At 62.1% G+C, this 16,694-nt stretch carries 19 protein-coding genes and 1 pseudogene; 9 read left to right on the forward strand and 11 right to left on the reverse strand.

Translation table 11 applies throughout. From position 1 onward, the window contains the following. Positions 1–54: 54 nt before the first annotated feature. From ACVDG8_RS19315 to ACVDG8_RS19340, 6 genes are all read right to left on the reverse strand, one after another. On the reverse strand, positions 55–927 hold the full coding sequence (locus tag ACVDG8_RS19315) for an SMP-30/gluconolactonase/LRE family protein (protein WP_447256111.1): 873 nt from the start codon (positions 925–927) through the stop codon (positions 55–57). Beyond that, a complete protein-coding gene (locus ACVDG8_RS19320; RefSeq protein WP_447256112.1) occupies positions 927–1,565 on the reverse strand; it encodes a 2-dehydro-3-deoxy-6-phosphogalactonate aldolase in 639 nt (212 codons plus the stop codon). The genes ACVDG8_RS19315 and ACVDG8_RS19320 overlap by 1 nt, the downstream gene beginning before the upstream one ends. Then, positions 1,562–2,497: a 2-dehydro-3-deoxygalactonokinase gene (locus ACVDG8_RS19325; RefSeq protein ID WP_447256113.1), complete on the reverse strand. Its 936-nt coding sequence runs from the start codon at positions 2,495–2,497 to the stop codon at positions 1,562–1,564. The genes ACVDG8_RS19320 and ACVDG8_RS19325 overlap by 4 nt, the downstream gene beginning before the upstream one ends. Next, positions 2,494–3,261: an SDR family NAD(P)-dependent oxidoreductase gene (locus ACVDG8_RS19330; protein WP_447256114.1), complete on the reverse strand. Its 768-nt coding sequence runs from the start codon at positions 3,259–3,261 to the stop codon at positions 2,494–2,496. The genes ACVDG8_RS19325 and ACVDG8_RS19330 overlap by 4 nt, the downstream gene beginning before the upstream one ends. A gap of 152 nt (positions 3,262–3,413) precedes the next feature. Then, complete coding sequence (locus ACVDG8_RS19335; RefSeq protein ID WP_447257387.1) at positions 3,414–4,763, reverse strand: putative bifunctional diguanylate cyclase/phosphodiesterase; 1,350 nt, start codon at positions 4,761–4,763, stop codon at positions 3,414–3,416. A 369-nt stretch (positions 4,764–5,132) separates the two neighbouring features. Further along, the gene (locus ACVDG8_RS19340) at positions 5,133–6,953 is read right to left on the reverse strand and encodes a GtrA family protein (protein WP_447256115.1); all 1,821 of its coding nucleotides are present in this window, start codon (positions 6,951–6,953) and stop codon (positions 5,133–5,135) included. Positions 6,954–7,119: 166 nt separating this feature from the next. Here ACVDG8_RS19340 and ACVDG8_RS19345 point away from each other — a divergent pair, with 166 nt between their 5' ends. After that, positions 7,120–7,737 (forward strand): class I SAM-dependent methyltransferase, encoded by a 618-nt coding sequence (locus ACVDG8_RS19345; protein WP_447256116.1) that lies wholly within the window; start codon positions 7,120–7,122, stop codon positions 7,735–7,737. A gap of 22 nt (positions 7,738–7,759) precedes the next feature. On the opposite strand, the gene ACVDG8_RS19350 is transcribed toward ACVDG8_RS19345, so the two are convergent. Both ACVDG8_RS19350 and ACVDG8_RS19355 read right to left on the reverse strand, forming a co-directional pair. After that, positions 7,760–8,167 carry a GtrA family protein gene (locus ACVDG8_RS19350; RefSeq protein ID WP_455707173.1) on the reverse strand — a complete coding sequence of 136 codons (408 nt, stop codon included), beginning with the start codon at positions 8,165–8,167 and terminating at the stop codon, positions 7,760–7,762. Beyond that, a complete protein-coding gene (locus tag ACVDG8_RS19355; RefSeq protein ID WP_447256118.1) occupies positions 8,164–9,408 on the reverse strand; it encodes a glycosyltransferase family 2 protein in 1,245 nt (414 codons plus the stop codon). The genes ACVDG8_RS19350 and ACVDG8_RS19355 overlap by 4 nt, the downstream gene beginning before the upstream one ends. Positions 9,409–9,637: 229 nt before the next feature. Here ACVDG8_RS19355 and gshB point away from each other — a divergent pair, with 229 nt between their 5' ends. Then, the gene (gene gshB / locus ACVDG8_RS19360; RefSeq protein WP_447256119.1) at positions 9,638–10,579 is read left to right on the forward strand and encodes a glutathione synthase; all 942 of its coding nucleotides are present in this window, start codon (positions 9,638–9,640) and stop codon (positions 10,577–10,579) included. 106 nt (positions 10,580–10,685) lie between these two features. Here gshB and ACVDG8_RS19365 read toward each other — a convergent pair whose 3' ends face one another. Further along, the gene (locus tag ACVDG8_RS19365; RefSeq protein WP_447256120.1) at positions 10,686–11,066 is read right to left on the reverse strand and encodes a cupin domain-containing protein; all 381 of its coding nucleotides are present in this window, start codon (positions 11,064–11,066) and stop codon (positions 10,686–10,688) included. Between the two features lie 349 nt (positions 11,067–11,415). Between ACVDG8_RS19365 and ACVDG8_RS19370 the strand changes: the two are divergent. Both ACVDG8_RS19370 and ACVDG8_RS19375 read left to right on the forward strand, forming a co-directional pair. Continuing rightward, a pseudogene (locus ACVDG8_RS19370) lies at positions 11,416–12,336 on the forward strand (YifB family Mg chelatase-like AAA ATPase); the annotation flags it as partial. Positions 12,337–12,404: 68 nt separating this feature from the next. After that, complete coding sequence (locus ACVDG8_RS19375) at positions 12,405–12,875, forward strand: hypothetical protein (protein ID WP_447256121.1); 471 nt, start codon at positions 12,405–12,407, stop codon at positions 12,873–12,875. Positions 12,876–12,896: 21 nt separating this feature from the next. On the opposite strand, the gene ACVDG8_RS19380 is transcribed toward ACVDG8_RS19375, so the two are convergent. Further along, the gene (locus tag ACVDG8_RS19380; RefSeq protein ID WP_447256122.1) at positions 12,897–13,106 is read right to left on the reverse strand and encodes a hypothetical protein; all 210 of its coding nucleotides are present in this window, start codon (positions 13,104–13,106) and stop codon (positions 12,897–12,899) included. A 404-nt stretch (positions 13,107–13,510) separates the two neighbouring features. Here ACVDG8_RS19380 and ACVDG8_RS19385 point away from each other — a divergent pair, with 404 nt between their 5' ends. Beyond that, positions 13,511–13,774: a hypothetical protein gene (locus tag ACVDG8_RS19385; protein ID WP_455707174.1), complete on the forward strand. Its 264-nt coding sequence runs from the start codon at positions 13,511–13,513 to the stop codon at positions 13,772–13,774. A gap of 23 nt (positions 13,775–13,797) precedes the next feature. Beyond that, positions 13,798–14,259, forward strand: coding sequence for a hypothetical protein (locus tag ACVDG8_RS19390; RefSeq protein WP_455707175.1), 462 nt, complete (start codon positions 13,798–13,800; stop codon positions 14,257–14,259). Here the strand turns inward: ACVDG8_RS19390 and ACVDG8_RS19395 are convergent. Next, a complete protein-coding gene (locus ACVDG8_RS19395; protein WP_447257388.1) occupies positions 14,256–15,218 on the reverse strand; it encodes an IS1595 family transposase in 963 nt (320 codons plus the stop codon). The genes ACVDG8_RS19390 and ACVDG8_RS19395 overlap by 4 nt on opposite strands. 96 nt (positions 15,219–15,314) lie before the next feature. On the opposite strand from ACVDG8_RS19395, the gene ACVDG8_RS19400 reads away from it, so the two are divergent. The 3 genes from ACVDG8_RS19400 (at position 15,315) to ACVDG8_RS19410 (ending at position 16,646) form a co-directional block, all read left to right on the forward strand. Then, positions 15,315–15,554 (forward strand): DUF6471 domain-containing protein, encoded by a 240-nt coding sequence (locus ACVDG8_RS19400; protein WP_447256124.1) that lies wholly within the window; start codon positions 15,315–15,317, stop codon positions 15,552–15,554. A gap of 299 nt (positions 15,555–15,853) precedes the next feature. Continuing rightward, a complete protein-coding gene (locus ACVDG8_RS19405; RefSeq protein WP_447256125.1) occupies positions 15,854–16,006 on the forward strand; it encodes a hypothetical protein in 153 nt (50 codons plus the stop codon). A gap of 88 nt (positions 16,007–16,094) precedes the next feature. Then, complete coding sequence (locus tag ACVDG8_RS19410) at positions 16,095–16,646, forward strand: hypothetical protein (RefSeq protein WP_455707176.1); 552 nt, start codon at positions 16,095–16,097, stop codon at positions 16,644–16,646. The last annotated feature ends 48 nt before the right edge of the window (positions 16,647–16,694 follow it).

A 16,694-nucleotide genomic window follows, 5' to 3' on the forward strand; every position in this document is an offset into this window, starting at 1 on the left:
GCCGTGGCTATCGGCTTGCGGGAAACCGACCGGGCCGGGCGGTTGCGCGACAGCTCAGGCGATCAGCACGCGCGGCTCGAAGCGGCCTTTGACCGGGATATCGAGCAGGAAGGTCATGCCGGCCTGCGGGTCGAGGGCGCGCTGCTTTTCGTCCTTGTCCTTCCACGCCGAGGTCACCGCCAGACGGTCGCCCTTCCGGCCGACGAAGGCCGGGCAGGAGGCTTGCGTCACCGGCATTGCGATCTCGCGCAGCAGCGTGCCGTCGGGCGCATAGGCCTTGACCGCCCTGCCGCCCCAGACGGCGTTCCACAGCACGCCGTCGCGGTCGACGACCGAGCCGTCGACATAGCCCTTCGACGAGCGGTGATCGACGAACACCTTCGGCTCACCAATCGGCAGCCCCGTCGCCGGATCGCAGGCCGTCCGCATCAGGAGGCCGGTCGCCGTGTCGGTGTAATAGGCGATCGCCCCATCCTCGGAAAAACAGATCGAGTTCGAGACGGTGATGTCCGAAAACAGCCGGCGCAATTCGCCCTTGAAGAACCAGTAGATCGAGCCGGCGCCCTTCTGCTCGCCCTTGCCCATCGTGCCGGTCCAGAAGGCGCCGCACGGATGAACGCGGGAGTCATTGGAGCGGGTGAGCGGATTGTCGGCCTCGATCGGCGTGTGCAGCGTCAGTTTGCCGGTTGCGGCGTCGCGGACAGCCAAGCCTTGCTCGGTGGCGATCAGCTGGCGCTTGTCGTCGATAACGGCGATGGCGCTGGCCATGACGCCGAGGTCATGCACCTTCAGCGCGCCGGCGAGCGGCTTTTCCAGGAGCTTGCCGTTGACGATGTCGAACCAGAACAGCGTGTCGGTGCCCGGGTCGTAGCTCGGCCCCTCGCCGAGTTCGCAGATATGGTCGGAAAAAACCGAAACGCCGTCCATCACTGTCCTCCGAAAGCTTCATCCCAGGCGGCGACGGCGGCGCGGGCGCGCTGGCTGACGTCCTCGACCGTCGCGCCTGGCTTGTAAAGGCTCGACCCCAGGCCGAAGACGCTGACGCCGACCGCCTTGTAGCCGGCAAAGTCCTTGTCGGAGACGCCGCCCACCGCGCCGATCAGTGTCGTTGCCGGCAGCACGGCGCGAATGGCCGCGATGCCGCTCGATCCGAGTACGCTTGCCGGGAAGAATTTCAGCGCCGACGCGCCAAGCCGGATCGCCTGGAACGCCTCCGTGGGCGTGAAGACGCCGGGCATGGTGACCATGCCATGATGCATCGCTCGGCCCATCACCTCGGCGTCGATGTTGGGGCTGACCAGCAGGCGTCCGCCGGCCTTGTGCAAGGCGTCGACATCGGCCGCCGTCAGCACCGTGCCGGCGCCGACAAGCGCGGTCTTGGGAAGAACCTCGACGATCCTGGCGATCGAGGAAAACGGTTCCGGCGAATTGAGCGGCACCTCGATGGCCTCGATGCCGGCGTCGAACAGCGCCTGGCCGATCGAGATCGCTTCCGTCGGCTTCAAGCCGCGCAGGATCGCGACCAGGCCGCGCTTCAATTTCGGGAAAGGTGCAGTCTGCGTCATGCCGAGGCTCCAATCATGCCGTTCTCGCGCGCGGCCTCGACGAGGCCGGCGCGCACCGCTTCATCGGCGTCGACGGTGCGGAAAGCAAGGCCGGCAAGGGCGAGCGCTGCGCCGTAAAGTGTCGCCAGCGCGCCCGAAGCGATCAGCACCACCGGCGCCTCGCTTGCGCCATAGCGACGTCTGGCCGAGGCAATCTCGCCGCCGATCAGAAGCCCGGACAGGCAGGCGGCCGCCTCATCCGGTTGCAAATCCTGCAGCAGCCCGGCGGCGCGGATGGCAAACAGCTTTGAGGTCACATCGCCACCTTCGCCCAGCGCTCGCTGACACCACTGCCGGAAAAACGGACTGTCCGCCGCGACAGGCGCCGGATGTTCGCCGAGCGAATGCTTCAAGATCGAATGCGCTGACAGCACCGAGAACAGTTCGCCGGTCGGCCAGGTGCCGAAACCTTCGACCGCGCCGTCATCGACGACGACCCATTTGGAATGCGTGCCCGGCATGCAGACGAGATGTCGCCCGTTAGCCGGCAAACCGGCGCCGGCGAGCTGGGTTTCCTCGCCGCGCATGACATCCGGCGCGTCGGCAAGACGCTGGGCGAGGCCCGGCACGATGCGGATGTCGCGGCTCGAGCCTTCGATGCGGGCGGCGCCGCGCAGGATCGCGCTGATGGGCGCCGGCACGGTGACATACGGCGCCTCGATCCAGCCCTGGCGGGAGCCGGCCATGCCGCAGACGATGACCGGCAGCGTGTCCGGCGCGACCATGGCGGCCAAATGGCCTTCCAGCACGTTCGAAAATCCTTTTTCGCGCGCGGTGATCAGCCCGTCATCGCCGCGACGCTCGGCCAGCACCTTGCCGGTGCCGTCAAGCAACCAGGCCCTGAGCCGCGTCGTGCCCCAGTCGAGCGCGGCTACCGCAGGCGCCGCGCTCACAGGAAGCCTCCGTCGACGATCAGCATCTGGGCGGTGAGCATGCGCGAGGCGTCCGACGCCAGGAACAGCACCGTGCCCACCATATCGTCGGCTTGCATGACATCCTTGATGCACTGCTTGGCGACATGGGCGGCAAGTCCCTGGTCGGTCACCCAGAGCTTGCGCTGGCGGTCGGTGATGACCCAGCCGGGCGCGACCGCGTTGACGCGGATACGGTCGGCGCCGAGTTTGCCTGCAAGGCCTTTTGTGAGGCCGAGGATACCTGCCTTGGCGGCGGTATAGGCCGGCATGTCGGGGTGGTTGATCAGATAAGAGGTGGAGGTGAAGTTGATGATCGAGCCGCCGCCGGCGCGCTTCATGCCGGGCGCCACGGCCTGCGCGGTGAAGAAATGCGGCCGCAAATTGATCGCCAGGCTGTTGTCCCAGTACTCGACCGTAACGTCTTCCACGGCGTGGCGGTCGTCGAGCGCGGCATTGTTGATGAGCACGGTGACGTCGCCATGCACTTCCGCCGCCTTGGCGACAGCAGCACGCAGTGCCTCGATGTCGCGAAGATCGGCCTTGAGGTAGAGCGGACGCCGGCCGAGCTCTTTTTCGAGGCGGTCGGCAAGCGCGCTGCTGGCCTTGTCGGCGATGTCGATGAAAGCGACCTTGGCGCCCTGGCGCAGAAAGCCTTCCGTCAACGCGGCGCCGATGCCGGAACCGCCGCCAGTGATAAGCACCGAGGCGCCGTCGAGGTCGGCAAAACGCGCCGATGGCATCATCTTTTCTTTCTCCCTGCCTTGGTCGGCGCGCATCCTATCCAGACAAAGCGCGAGGGCAAGGGGAGAAACGCCGGATTCCCGACATTATGTCTGACAAATGATCGGCGCCGCCAAAGCGGCGCCGGCAGATCATTTGAGCCTGGAGAGAGCGGTCAAATCGCCTTGGCGTGCAGCGCGCCGCGATAGGAATCGCGCAGATAGCCGAGCGTGGCGTCGGCATCGACCGGCTTGCCGAACAGATAGCCCTGCCCGCCGGCGCAGCCGAACTGGACCAGACGATCGGCCTGCGCCTCATCCTCGATGCCTTCGGCGACGACATCCATGCCGAGCCCCTCGCACATGGCCAGGATGGCGCGGATGATGTGTTCCGACGGCCGGTCGTCGAGGATGGAGGAAACGAAGGCGCGGTCGATCTTCAGCTTGTCGAAATGGAATTCGCGCAGGCGGCCGAGCGATGACTGTCCAGTGCCGAAATCATCGAGCGAGACGCGGATGCCGACGCGGCGCAGATCCTCGACGATCTTCTCGGCCGAGGCCGGATCGTTCATCAGGCCGGTCTCGGTGATCTCGATCTCCAGCCGGCGCGGATCGAAGCCGGTGCGGTCGAGGATCGCCAATATGTGCAGGCCGGTGTTCTGGTCGACGAGTTGCGAAGGCGACAGGTTGAAGGACAGGAACAGTTCCTTCGGCCAGCTGCGCGCCGCTTCGGTGGCCTTGCGCAGCACCAGCTGCGACAGCGGTCCGATGATGCCGCGTTCCTCGGCGATCGGGATGAAGACGCTCGGCGGCACGGCGCCGAGATCGCGGTCGGTCCAGCGCGCCAACGTCTCGAAGCCGATGGTGCGGCGGCTGTTCAAATCGACGATAGGCTGGAAATGCGGCTCGACCTCGCCGGCCGAGACGGCGCGGCGCAGTGCCTGCTCGATGCGGGTGACGCGCTTGGCGGCTTCCTCCATCTCGCGGGTGTAGACGACGACGCGGCCGCGGCCCGAACGCTTGGCGTGGTAGAGCGCGGTTTCGGCCTTGTTGATGAGTATCTCGGTGGTTTCGTCACCGGAATAAAACAACGAGCAGCCGACCGAGGCGGAGAGCCTGGCGGTACGCTCGCCGACGTCGTAAGGCGCCGACAGGATCTCGATCAGCATGCGCGACTTCTCGGCCGCCTGCTCTTCCGAAAACACCATGGGGTAAAGGAACGCGAACTCGTCGGCGCCGATGCGGCAGACGGTGGAGTGGCCATCCATCGAGGCGCGCAGCCGCATGGCGACCTGGATCAGGATGTCATCGCCGGCCTTGTGGCCGAAGAGGTCGTTGATCGGCTTGAAGCCGTCGAGGTCGAGGATGCCGACCGTGAAGGGCGCGGGATCGTCGGCGCGATCGCTGATCAGGCGATCGACCTTGTCGAAGAAGCGACGATGGTTGCCAAGTCCGGTCAACGAATCGGTGAAGGCCAGATCCGTATTTTCCTTGCCTGGCTGCCCAGTGCCAAACGTCGTTTGCATCATGTCCCTGTCTGATGTCGGTATTTGCGGTCAGACTGGCAGCAAAGCGTTTAGGAAAAGTATCGGAAAATCGATTTTTCTATGGTCGGAAGCAGCTGTACGTCCGGTAGAGGCGTTCCAGCTTTGGTCACGATGGCAGATCGCCGTTAATATTCAATTATACGCAACTTCTAATGTATGCAGCTGACAGTTACCTTGGAAATTCCACTGCTCCATTCCGGCCGAAAAACCGCTTCGCACTTTTCCAGGAATTGGGTTTTTACCCACGCAATTCCGGACGGAAAACCGCTTCGCACTTTTCCTGGAATTGGGTTTTTACCCACGCAATTCCGGACGGAAAACCGCTTCGCACTTTTCCTGGAATTGCTTTTAGCCAGCCTGCCTGACGCGGAAGAGCTCGATTGGGTTGCCCTTGGTGTCGACAACCGGTTCGAGCCAGTCCGGAACGCGGCCGCGGATCAGATCGGCAAGAAACCCATTCGGCGCAGTCTGGGTCAGCGTCGAGGTCTCGGCGTTGCCACGGCAGATGGCGACGAGGCCGACATGGTGCGCTTCGACGGTTCGCCGCGCGGCGTCGGTCGAGCCCAGGAAGGTGTCGAATGCCAGAAGGACGCCGGCGAGGTTGCGATGGTAGGGGCCGGCGAAGACGCGGTGGCCGGTATAGGCCAGGATCGGCGCTCCAAGATTGGAGAGCGTCAGCACGGTGGTGTCGGGCATGCGCCCAAGCGGCGCAAAGGTCGCCATTTTCAGGCAGGCGCCGTCGGTGTCGTCGCCATCGGCGACAGCCGTGCCTTTTTCGAAGGCCACCGAGGCGGCCGCCGCAACACCTGTCCAGACCGGATTGAACGAGAGCAACCAGACCGCGACGAGGCGCAGCGTCACGCCGAAAGAGGAACTGATTTCGGCCCGTGCGCGCCATTTCGCGACCCATGCCGACAGCGGGATCACGGCAAGGCCGACACTGAATGTCGTGCCACGCACCTGCCAGGCGCCGACGGCGAAGGCGACGACCAGTAGCGCGCCGACCAGGCTGTCCTCGCGCCGCCAGCCGCCACGGCCGAGCCGCAGCGCCATCAGCACAATCGCCACGACCGGCGTCGCATAGCGCGCCGCCACGCCGGCAGGCTGGTTGACGAGAAGCGAGAACAAGGACTGGACTTCATCGATGTGGTCGAGCCAGAGGTCTTTCAGACGCTGATCGACATTTGCGTAGGGCGCCGCCAGGCATTGCGGGAACAGCACCACAACGACCGCCACCAGCAGGGCGCCAAGCAGGCCAAGCGACAGCAGACGCCGCTGCCGGCTGCGGCTGGTGGCGTCGATCGAGGCGACAGCCGCAAGCCCGAACCCGGCGATGGCCGCGACAGCGAATTGCGTGACCGAGAAGGCATCGCATTGAGCTTCGCCCCAGGCGGACGCGGGAATGGTAGTGACGAAGACGAGGGCCGAGACTCCGGCGAAGCCGAGGCCGAAGTCGCGAGCGATCGCGCGTTCACTGCCCGCGTCGGCGATGAACAGCAGTGCCACGCCGACACCGAGGGTCGCGACATAGGGAACGGTTTCCATGCCGACGGCGAGTGTCAGCGCGGCACAGAGGCCGGAAAACAGCGCCGCCATCCGATGCGCTGGCGCCTCCAGCAGCAAAGCGAGGCTGGCCATGGTCAGCGTCAGCTGAACATTGTGATGATCAAGCGCACCGGGCGAAAAGATGCCGATGAAATGCAGCCCGGCAGCCGAGATGATCACAGCCGGCAGTACGGCGCCCGCGCCGGCGAAAGCGCGCGCGGCGCGGGCGGTGAAGAACACAGCCAGACAAAGCAGCAGCGCCGGCCAAAGCACTTGGGCTATGGCCTCGGCCACAGCCATGCTGCCGGTGAGCGCCGAGGCCACGAGAATGATGGCGGCGAGCGGCGCGTCGACCAGCCGCGACCAGTGCATGACGAAACCGCCTTCGAGCCCCATTCTGTACTGATGCAGGTCGAACCAACCCTGGCCGGCCAGCAGGTTGCGAACCTCGACCAGACGCAGCAAATTGTCATTGTCGCCGCCGGCATCGGTCAGCTCGGGAAATCCGCTGTAAGCGCCGAGAGCAACAAACACCAGCGCGGCGATAAGCGCCAGCGCAAGGTCGTTGCGCCACGACGGGCGTGGCTTGGCCGGTTCGGACATGTTGGCATCGACGGAGGTCACGGGACGGCCTTGGTTGCGCTCTCGTGAGGCGAAACCCTAGCGCCAACTCACTGCGCAAACCTTAAGCCGGCCTTGCGAAAGGCCCCTCCAGTTGGCGAAACGCTTTGTTTGCCAATCACAAATATGTTCCCAGACCAGAAAATGAATAGCCAGTTCGGAGCCGGGTATGAGTGTCATGGCGATCGAGAAAAAGATACTGAACGCGGCACACGACCGGGCCGTGTTTCAACGCCGCATCCGGGTTCTCTCCGAACATATCGGCGCCGTGCTGGGCGCCGAGGGCACCGTTCTCGACCTCGGCTGCGGCGACGGTTCGCTCGCCAAGGCGGTGATGGATCGGAAACCAGGGCTGAATTTTCGCGGGATCGATGTTTTTCTCCGTCCACGCACAGCCATTCCCGTGGAGATTTTCGACGGCACGACGATACCGGCGGCTTCCGGATCGTTCGACTGGGTGACCATCGTCGACGTTCTCCACCATACCGACAATCCCGGCCATCTTGTCGCCGAGGCCGCCAGGGTCGCCCGCAAGGGCGTCGTCATCAAGGATCATCTGCGCGACGTGCCCTTGGCCTACAGCACGCTCAGGTTCATGGACTGGGTGGGAAACAGGGGCCACGACGTAAGGCTGCCCTACAACTATCTGTCCAAGCGGGAATGGAACGCGATTTTCGATCAGGTGGGGCTCAAGGCCCAGGCCTGGCGCGAAAACCTGGCGCTTTATCCGTTCCCGGCGAACCTTTTGTTCGACAGGGGCCTGCACTTCGTCGCGGCGCTTCGATAAGCGCCTGACGGCGATCGAAGCTTCAAGCGGCTTTCTGAACGTCGCGAAACACCCAGACCGATGAAAGCACATAGCTTGCCGCACCCGCTGCGAGCGTGATGATGGCTGACATGACCAGCGGTGGCGCAGAAAATATCGACACCGCGACATGGGCGGACAGACCCGCAAACAGCGCGCAGACCAGTTGGGTGGCGAGATAGCGCGGCAAGGCGCGGCCATGGCCGTGCCGTCCCCCGAACGCCCAGCTGCGCTGTGCCGAGTAGGCCATGACGAACGCCAGCAGATAGGCAATGACGCTGCCGGTAAACGGCGGCAAGCCGGCCGAAACTAGGGCCCACGACAACACGAAAAACAGGAGCGCCGCGCCAATGCCGACCACGGCGAACCGGACAAATCGCGCCGCGGCGAATTTTCGCGCAAGCCCGTTCATTTTTCGGCAGATACGACGGTCCCGGCCGGCCGGCCGGCCTGGGCTGCTTTCAGCCGCTTTACCGGGATCTCCAGAACACCTAGCAAGAAGGCCGAAAAGAACGATTGCAGTGAAATAACGATCAGGCTGAGACCCAGCACGACGATGCGTGGAATTTCGGGATCCTGCAAAGGACCGAAGCCACGGCTCGCCCAACACCACAGCGCGTAGCCGAAAAACAGCGCGCCGCCGGCGAAGCAGATGCCGGCATTGCCGGCGAGGCGGTCGGTGCTGAGCGTGCTGGCCAGCCAGTCCGATCGTTTGTTGCGCGGCAGGATGCCGGTTATCTCGGCGTAATAACGCGAAATGGCGCCGAACGTGATGAGCTGGACGCCGACGACGACCATGAAGCAGGCGGCGACGAATGTGTTGATGTCGAGCGACAAACTGTCGATCACCTGCAGAGGTCCCAGCAACAGCAGCGTCACCAGCAATGCGCCAAGGCTGAGCAATGCCATGCCGGGGATGAAGAACATCCAGCGCGGGTTGTGCACCAGCAGGAATTTCAGATGACGCCAGCCATCCCGCCAGGTCCGCAGATGCGGCGCGCGGCTGCGGCCATCGGGCTTGAGCGTGGTTGGGACCTCCTCGATGCGGAGGTCGGCAAGGGCGCTGCGAACCACCATCTCGCTGGCGAATTCCATGCCGCTCGTCTGCAGGTCGAGCGCCCTGATACGCTCGGCGTTGAAGCCGCGCAGGCCGCAGTGGAAGTCGCCCGTCTTGATGCGAAAGAACAGGCGGCCGATGAAGCTCAGCACCGGATTACCCAGATAGCGATGGAGGACAGGCATGGCGCCAGGCTCGATACCACCTTGGAAACGGTTGCCCATGACCAGATCCGCGCCGTCGCGCAGGCGCGAGACGAAGGCCTCGAGCGCGCCGAAATCATAGCTGTCGTCCGCATCGCCCATGATGATGTAGCGGCCGCCGGCGGCGTTGATGCCGCCGAGCAGTGCCGCGCCATAGCCTTTCTGCGGCACCGGGACGACACGGGCGCCGTTTTCGGCCGCGATCTGCTGCGAGCCGTCGGTGCTGCCATTGTCGGCGATCAGCACCTCACCGGCGATGCGCGCTTTGTCGAGAAAGGCCTTGGCCTTGCGGATACAGGTCGCCAGCGTCTCGGCCTCGTTGAGGCACGGCATGAGGATGGTGAGCTCAAGCTCCTCGGCCGCGGCAGTGCGGATGGCGGTGACGGCATTCATGGTTTTCGTTCCATCGATGACTTCCGTCCGGCGTCGTCCGGCCAGCGGCACTCCACGGTCACCGTTGCACGGCAAGACTTAAGAAAACGATGACGCGCAACATCATCTTGTCTCCAACTCATGGTTTAGGAGGTTGCAGCGGACCGGCACCAATCTTCAAAATGTCGCGATTGGCAGACGCCGCGGAGTTCCGTATATCGACGGCACACAGGATCGCCGGAGACCGCAAATGCCGCTTAAGATTGCCGTCCAGATGGACCATATCTCCACCGTGTCGATCGCCGGCGACACCACCTTCGCACTGTCGCTGGAGGCGCAGCGGCGCGGCCACAAGCTTTTCCACTACACGCCCGACCGGCTGTCGATGCTGGGCGGCAAGGTGTTCGCGCGCGTCGAGGAAATGCAGGTGCGCGACGAGAAGGGCAGCCATTTCTCATTGGGCGAGAAGGTGCGCACCGACCTGTCGGAAATGGATGTGATCCTGCTTCGCCAGGATCCGCCCTTCGACATGAACTACATCACCACCACGCACATATTGGAGCGCATCCATCCGAAGACGCTGGTGGTCAACGACCCGGCCTGGGTGCGCAACAGCCCGGAAAAGATCTTCGTCACCGAGTTTCCCGACCTGATGCCGGAGACGCTGATCACCAAGGACCCTCAGGAGGTCGCCGCCTTCCGCAAGGCGTTCGGCGATATCATCGTCAAGCCGCTCTACGGCAATGGCGGCGCCGGTATCTTCCATCTCAAGGAGGACGACCGCAACCTCGCCTCGCTGCTTGAAATGTTCGGCCAGCTGTCGCGCGAGCCCTATATCGTGCAGCGCTACCTGAAGGACGTGCGCAAGGGCGACAAGCGCATCATCCTGATCGACGGCGAGCCGGTCGGCGCCATCAACCGCGTGCCGGCCGACCACGATTCCCGCTCCAACATGCATGTCGGCGGCCGCGCCGAGAAGACCGATCTGACCGAGCGCGAGCGCGAGATCTGCGCCCGTATCGGCCCGGCCCTGAAAGAGCGCGGCTTCATCCTGGTCGGCATCGATGTGATCGGTGACTACATGACCGAGATCAACGTCACCTCGCCGACCGGCGTGCGCGAGGTGCAGCGCTTCGGCGGCGCGGATATCGCCAGCTTGTTCTGGGACTGCGTCGAGCACAAAACGCGATAGCAGGTCTGCCGCCTAGAGCGCCTCACCGAAACGGTGAGCCGCTCCATCTCCTTGTTTTAACACAATTCCTGGCGGAAGACCGCTACGCATTGTTCCGGAAATTGCTCTAAGACGGCTTGGCGTACTGCTCGGCGCTCATCACCTCGATACAGACGAAGCGTTCGTTGCCTTCCACCCAGGCGTCGTGGCCGGGCGGAATCGTGTAGGACGTGCCCTGCGTGAACGTCTTGCTGGTTCCGTCATCCATTCTGATGGTGATGGTGCCGGAAACCACGTAGCCGACATGCGATACCTGACAGCTATCGGTCTTGACGACCGGCTTCACGCATTCTGACCATTTCCATCCCGGCTCCATGTTGAGCCGTCCGAGCGTGAATCCGGGAAGCCGTACCACTTCGACGCGTGTCTTGTCCGGCGAGCGAACCTCATCCGGGTTGTCGTGAGATTTGGATGCAAGTTTCGAGACGTTCATGCCACCATCGGCCATGTCATCCTCCCTGTCGCGGAGCCTGACGTTGCGACTGTCGGAACCGCTGGGGATTCATACCCCATTTTGCAGCCGATTATAAGCTGTCGCTAAAATATGGCCTTTAGAGCACATTGTGCTGAAGCGGACACAGGGACGTGCTTCAAGCCTCGCTTCGATGCATGTCGCGATCCTTTCTCAGCCAACTCAATCTCGCCGACGCCGATCGCATTCCCTGCTGTTGCTTCGACGACTCGTGTGTTCCCGTAATGTTCTTGCCTAAGCCACAAATCTGTGGTTGTCTGGTGTAATGTCGTTCGCGGGCTGGTCGCAGACCGTGAAAGGGCCGGTATCCGGGGGCAGAGCAAACATGGTGGCGCGGGTTCGCACGGTCGCTTTCCAGGGCATCGAGGCTGTGCCGGTCGATGTCCAGGTGATGATCGCGCCCGGCAAGGTCGGCATGCAGATCGTCGGTCTGCCGGACAAGGCGGTTGCGGAAAGCCGCGAGCGCGTGCAGGCGGCGCTGCATGCGTCCGGCCTGTCGATGCCGTCGAAGAAGGTCACGGTGAACCTCGCGCCGGCAGACCTGCCCAAGGAAGGCAGCCATTACGACCTGCCGATCGCGCTCGGCCTGATGGCGGCCCTTGGCGCCATTCCGGGCGATATGCTGGCCGGCTATGTCGTGCTTGGCGAACTCTCGCTCGACGGCATGACCGCGGCTGTCGCTGGCGCGCTGCCGGCGGCGATCGGCGCCAATGCCGAAGGCAAGGGCCTGATCTGCCCCTTCGACTGCGGGCCGGAAGCGGCCTGGGCGGGCAAGGACTTCGACATTCTCGCGCCGCGCAGCCTGATTGCCATCGCCAACCATTTTCGTGGCACGCAGGTGCTGTCGCGGCCGGAGGCGGGCATCCAGGTCGCGGCGCGCGACCTGCCGGACCTCGCCGACATCAAGGGCCAGGAGAGCGCCAGGCGGGCGCTGGAAGTCGCGGCGGCCGGCGGCCACAACCTGCTGATGGTCGGCCCGCCCGGCGCCGGCAAGTCGATGCTGGCGCAGCGCCTGCCCTCGATCCTGCCGCCGCTGGCGCCGAAGGAGCTGCTGGAGGTCTCGATGATCGCCTCTGTCGCCGGAGAGCTCGGCGAAGGCAAGCTCACCGACCGGCGGCCGTTCCGCGCGCCGCACCATTCGGCCTCGATGGCGGCGATGGTCGGCGGCGGCATACGCGCACGACCGGGCGAGGTGTCGCTCGCCCATCATGGTGTTCTCTTCCTCGACGAATTCCCCGAATTCGCCGGTATTATGGAGCAAACTCACCAAATATGATGTTTGCATCATCGTTTACGATGTGATAGCCATGATGCATGATGAAGATTGCCGAATACGATAGACCGAACACGGTTGCCGGCCTTGTCGCCAAGCACGCCGAGCTAACCGCCCTGCGTGACCAGTACCGCGCCGAGATCAAAAAACTGACGGTCGATATAGACCATCTGGACGCGGCTATAAGGCTCTTTGATCCCAACGCCGACACGTCACCGCTGAAAGAGTACGTCACCAAGCACCGGGCCGTGAAAGGCACCGTAAAGCGTTTTGTACTCAACACCATGCGGGAGGCTACCGCGCCGCTCACGTCGCGCCAGATTACCGAGCTATGGGTTGCGGACCGGGGCCTTGCTGCCGACGAGGCGACCGTCACCACGATAAGGAAACGCATCGGCGCTTGCATCAAGGTGTGCGTCATCCAAGGGCTTATCGAGGAATGCGGCTGGACCGACGATCACGACATGTTCGGCCCCTACAAGCTCTGGCAACTGAAAAGGGGCGACCAGTAGGCCGCCCCTCTATTCCTTCGCTTAGGCCGCCATCGATCCCGGCAAGGGGAAGTCGGCGGGGAGTTCTGCCGCCGGCGGGATTTCAGGGAACAGCTTCCCCGCCATCACATCAGCAATCCGGCCAAAGTTGAGGCCGGGATAGTAACCCGAAATCCACGAATACGGTACGTGGAGGTGACGGGCCAACTTGATCACCGGAACCATATCCGGCGTTACCTTACGGTCGTTCATTGCCTTTCCTTTCGTGAAAGGGTAGCGACCGAATATCGATTGACGCCGATTCGAAGATGAATCATTGTCTACGCGTTCATGTGTGCCGATATTCGGCCACGGTTTGCGGTCCGGAACCATTTCCGGACCAGAGTGGCACCGGGCATTCGCGCCCGGCACCTACCGCCCAGCGGCGGCTGCTGGAAACTGATCAGGTGTTCGAGACCTCATCAGCCCAGGAAGCGGTCATATGGGTTCCATCGCATCTCCAATGCTTCGAATCGCCGGGGTTCTCTCCCGGCGGCTCGGAGCATATTGAAAACGGCTCGCTTGACAAGAGCGTTCTGAGTTAGCCGACAGGTTTCTTCTATTGATTATTCTATCTGCCCGTGAGAATAATCGAACAGATAGAGGAGATCGCTTCGATGGCGAACGTTCGCAGTCCTAATTACCCCGTGGTCGATTTGGCCGGTGCGCTGATCCTGGCGCGGAAGGTCTATGACCGGGACGGTCGAAACAAGGTATCCAAATCGGCGCTGGCGGCGCACTTGGGGCACGAAAGCCTAAGCGGCCCCGCGTTAGGAAAGATCGGGGCTTTGCGCGCTTACGGTCTTGTCGATGGCGCTGGCGACGAGATCCGAATCACTGAGGACGCGATCACCGCGTTAATGGCCCCGGAGGATTCCTAGACAGGGTTGAGGCGCTACGCCGGATGGCATTGCAGCCAAGCCTTTTCCGGGAAATTGCAAAGGAATTTCCGACGCCGCCCAGCGATAGCAATCTTCGCTATTGGCTCGCTAAACGGGGCTATTCGCCGGACGCCGCAGCGAAGGCGGCAAAGACCTATCTTGCCACGATCACGCTTGCGACCCTACAAGAGAAGGGCTACCCTCACTCGCCAACCCCTATGGAGGATGAGACTATGCAGGCTCCAGAGCCGTCACGTCCGATTCAGCGACGATCTACGGAGATGATCGACGTATCGCCGCTTAGGCCGGGGACGCGGCAGGAAGTTATCGCATTGGACGAAGGGGACGTGACTATCACTTTCCCCGAAAACCTTTCGGGGGAGAGTTTCGAGGATTTGGAAGATCACTTGAAGCTTTTCATCAGGAGGCTGCAGCGTCGCGCTGCCAATAAGGTTCTTGGTTTTGATGAGGGCGACCAGCATTAAGCCTTGCGGCGCTGCCAGTATCCGCAGAGCCTTTCCGACTTCGGCGCTACACCGACTGCGCTGACAACCATCGCGTACTGAGTGCCGTTGGCTTTGCGACGGTTGTCTTCACGCCATGCCATCTCGGCGGCATAGGAACCGAGATAATCGCCAGCGATGCGATGATGAATGCCGATCTCGGCACGGCGGATGCGCGAGAAAAAGCTCTCGGCTGCGTTCGTGCAAGCGCCATCCTTGGAATAGGCTTCCTGATGGTTGATGCGCTTTATCGGGAAGTAGGCCGCCAGCTTATCCCAATGCGAAGCCTCGTCGGCGTGGACGGTTGAGCCGTGCTTGACGTTGGCGGCTACGAACGCAGCGCCAGCGGCTTCGGTCGCGGCTACATGGGTGATGGTGCGGCCATCGGTTTCACGGGCAACAATCACCGACTGGCGCTTGCCGGTCTGGTTGGCGGCAAGGCGACGGTCCTTACGGTCGGCGCGATTGTTTGCGGGCTTCACGTAGCCGCCGAAATAGGCACCATCCACGGCTACGTTCCCTGACAGCGCGCCTTCGTCGCGAGCAAGCTCTATCGCTTCGCGGACCTTGTGGAGCATCACGAAAGCCGTTTTGTAATCAACGGAGAGGTCGCGGGAGAGTTGAAGGGCGCTATAGCCCTTGGCGCCGTTTATGAAGACGGCAATCGCGGCGAGAATGTCGCGCACGGCCAGCTTCCGGCTGGCGAAGATCGTGCCGGAGGTGATGCTGAATTGCTTATAGCAAGCACTGCATTTGTAAACCTGGCGGGTCTTGAGATCGTAGCAATCGAGGCAACCGCAGACCGGGCAAACCGGCTCGCCATCCGTTTGCGACCATCGTATCTTGCGGAAAGCCGTCCGGGCTTCCGTGTCGGACATGCGCATGACCTTGACCAGCGAGAGGGTCTTGGCGGCGGGGGAGAGGAGGAAATGCTGAGACATATCAAATCCGATGATGTTGTGCATCGGATATAGGATATTGAAACAGCGTATGCAAGGGTGTATATCATCGTTTATGAGGTTTTTTCAGGAGAAACGATGATGGCGGACAACTCCCCCACGGCCCATTACGAGGAACAGGCCAAAAACATACTGAAAGGCGAGCTTAAGCGCCGGGGAATAACGTATGCCGCCCTTGCCGAGAAACTGAAGGATCGCGGTGCGCACGACAGCGAGCGCAACCTAGCCAACAAGATAAGCCGGGGCAGTTTCACGGCAGCGTTTTTTATGATGTGCATGGATGTGATCGGCGTTCGCCAAGTCAGCCTTGAAACGTAGGCCGTTGCGCGGGAGCGTTTTGGCCCTGCCACATCCGCAGAGAATTGTGCGACGCACCATTATCCCCGCCTCAAACTCATTCGAAAGAAATTTCCTTCTACCCCTAGGCGAACCCGTTGCGAGTCTGTTAGGGTCCTATTAATGCCCATCAGCTATTGACTGAGGGCGTGACTCGTGCTTGTAAATTTTTTGCGACTCGATCTTGAATTTGTTGCAGTGCAGCAATATTTGGGCGGTTGCAACTTATGGACACGCGATGCGTTTAAACGACGATGAATGACGACCGTTGGGAGAGTGACATGACCCGAACTGACAATCAGACCGCAACGAGCGCGGGCGATAAGGTCGTCCGTGCATGCCCTAACAACGGCCTCAAGCAGCCGGTTTTGCGTTTTGAAGACACCTTCAGCGCTGAAGCTGTTGTGATGAAAGCGTTTTTCGCCCAAAAATAAGCTTTCCGAGCAAATAAAACCCGTATAGAAGCCCCTGTCTCACGCGGGGGCTTTTTTGTGCCCTTTGATTCCTTTAGGGCGCAAAACGATGGTTGAGTTTACTCGATTTGAAGAGCTTGACGACCGCGACTTCTTTGTCGAGTTCGTCGAAGGGTACTATGCAACGGGCTGGCCTGCCGCCTACAAGGCAAGCGGCTCGTCCGTAGCTGTGAGCCGAGATCTAATCAATCTCGCATTCGACACGTACCAGCTCAGCCTCCAGTCCTATAGGGTAGCTCTCCACTCCAAGAATCCCGATCACTACAAGCGCGCCGGGGCACTTCTGCACGCCCTATACAAGGCCTCACCTATCGTTTCTGTCGAATGGGGGGACGAAGCGGAGCGGCTGCGAAACTTCGACAACGTGGGCGTAAGCTACGATGATGCGCAACACTGGGATAACTTCGTCGTCTGGTGGGACAATTATTCGAATTACGTCATGGCCTTCGACTTAGCGTTTCGGTGCTGCCAGGTTTATGAGCAGGCAGCCCGCCCGTACGACAAGGACGTTCTCGACAACATGGCCTACTACATGGCCGAGAACAACAACATCAATCCCGGCTCGTTCGTCGCCATACTCAAGGCGTTTATGGCCCCTTAGTGTAGGCGCATTTAGCGACAAACATCATCATATTTGGTGAGTTTGCTC

This window comes from Mesorhizobium sp. ORM8.1, assembly GCF_053005525.2.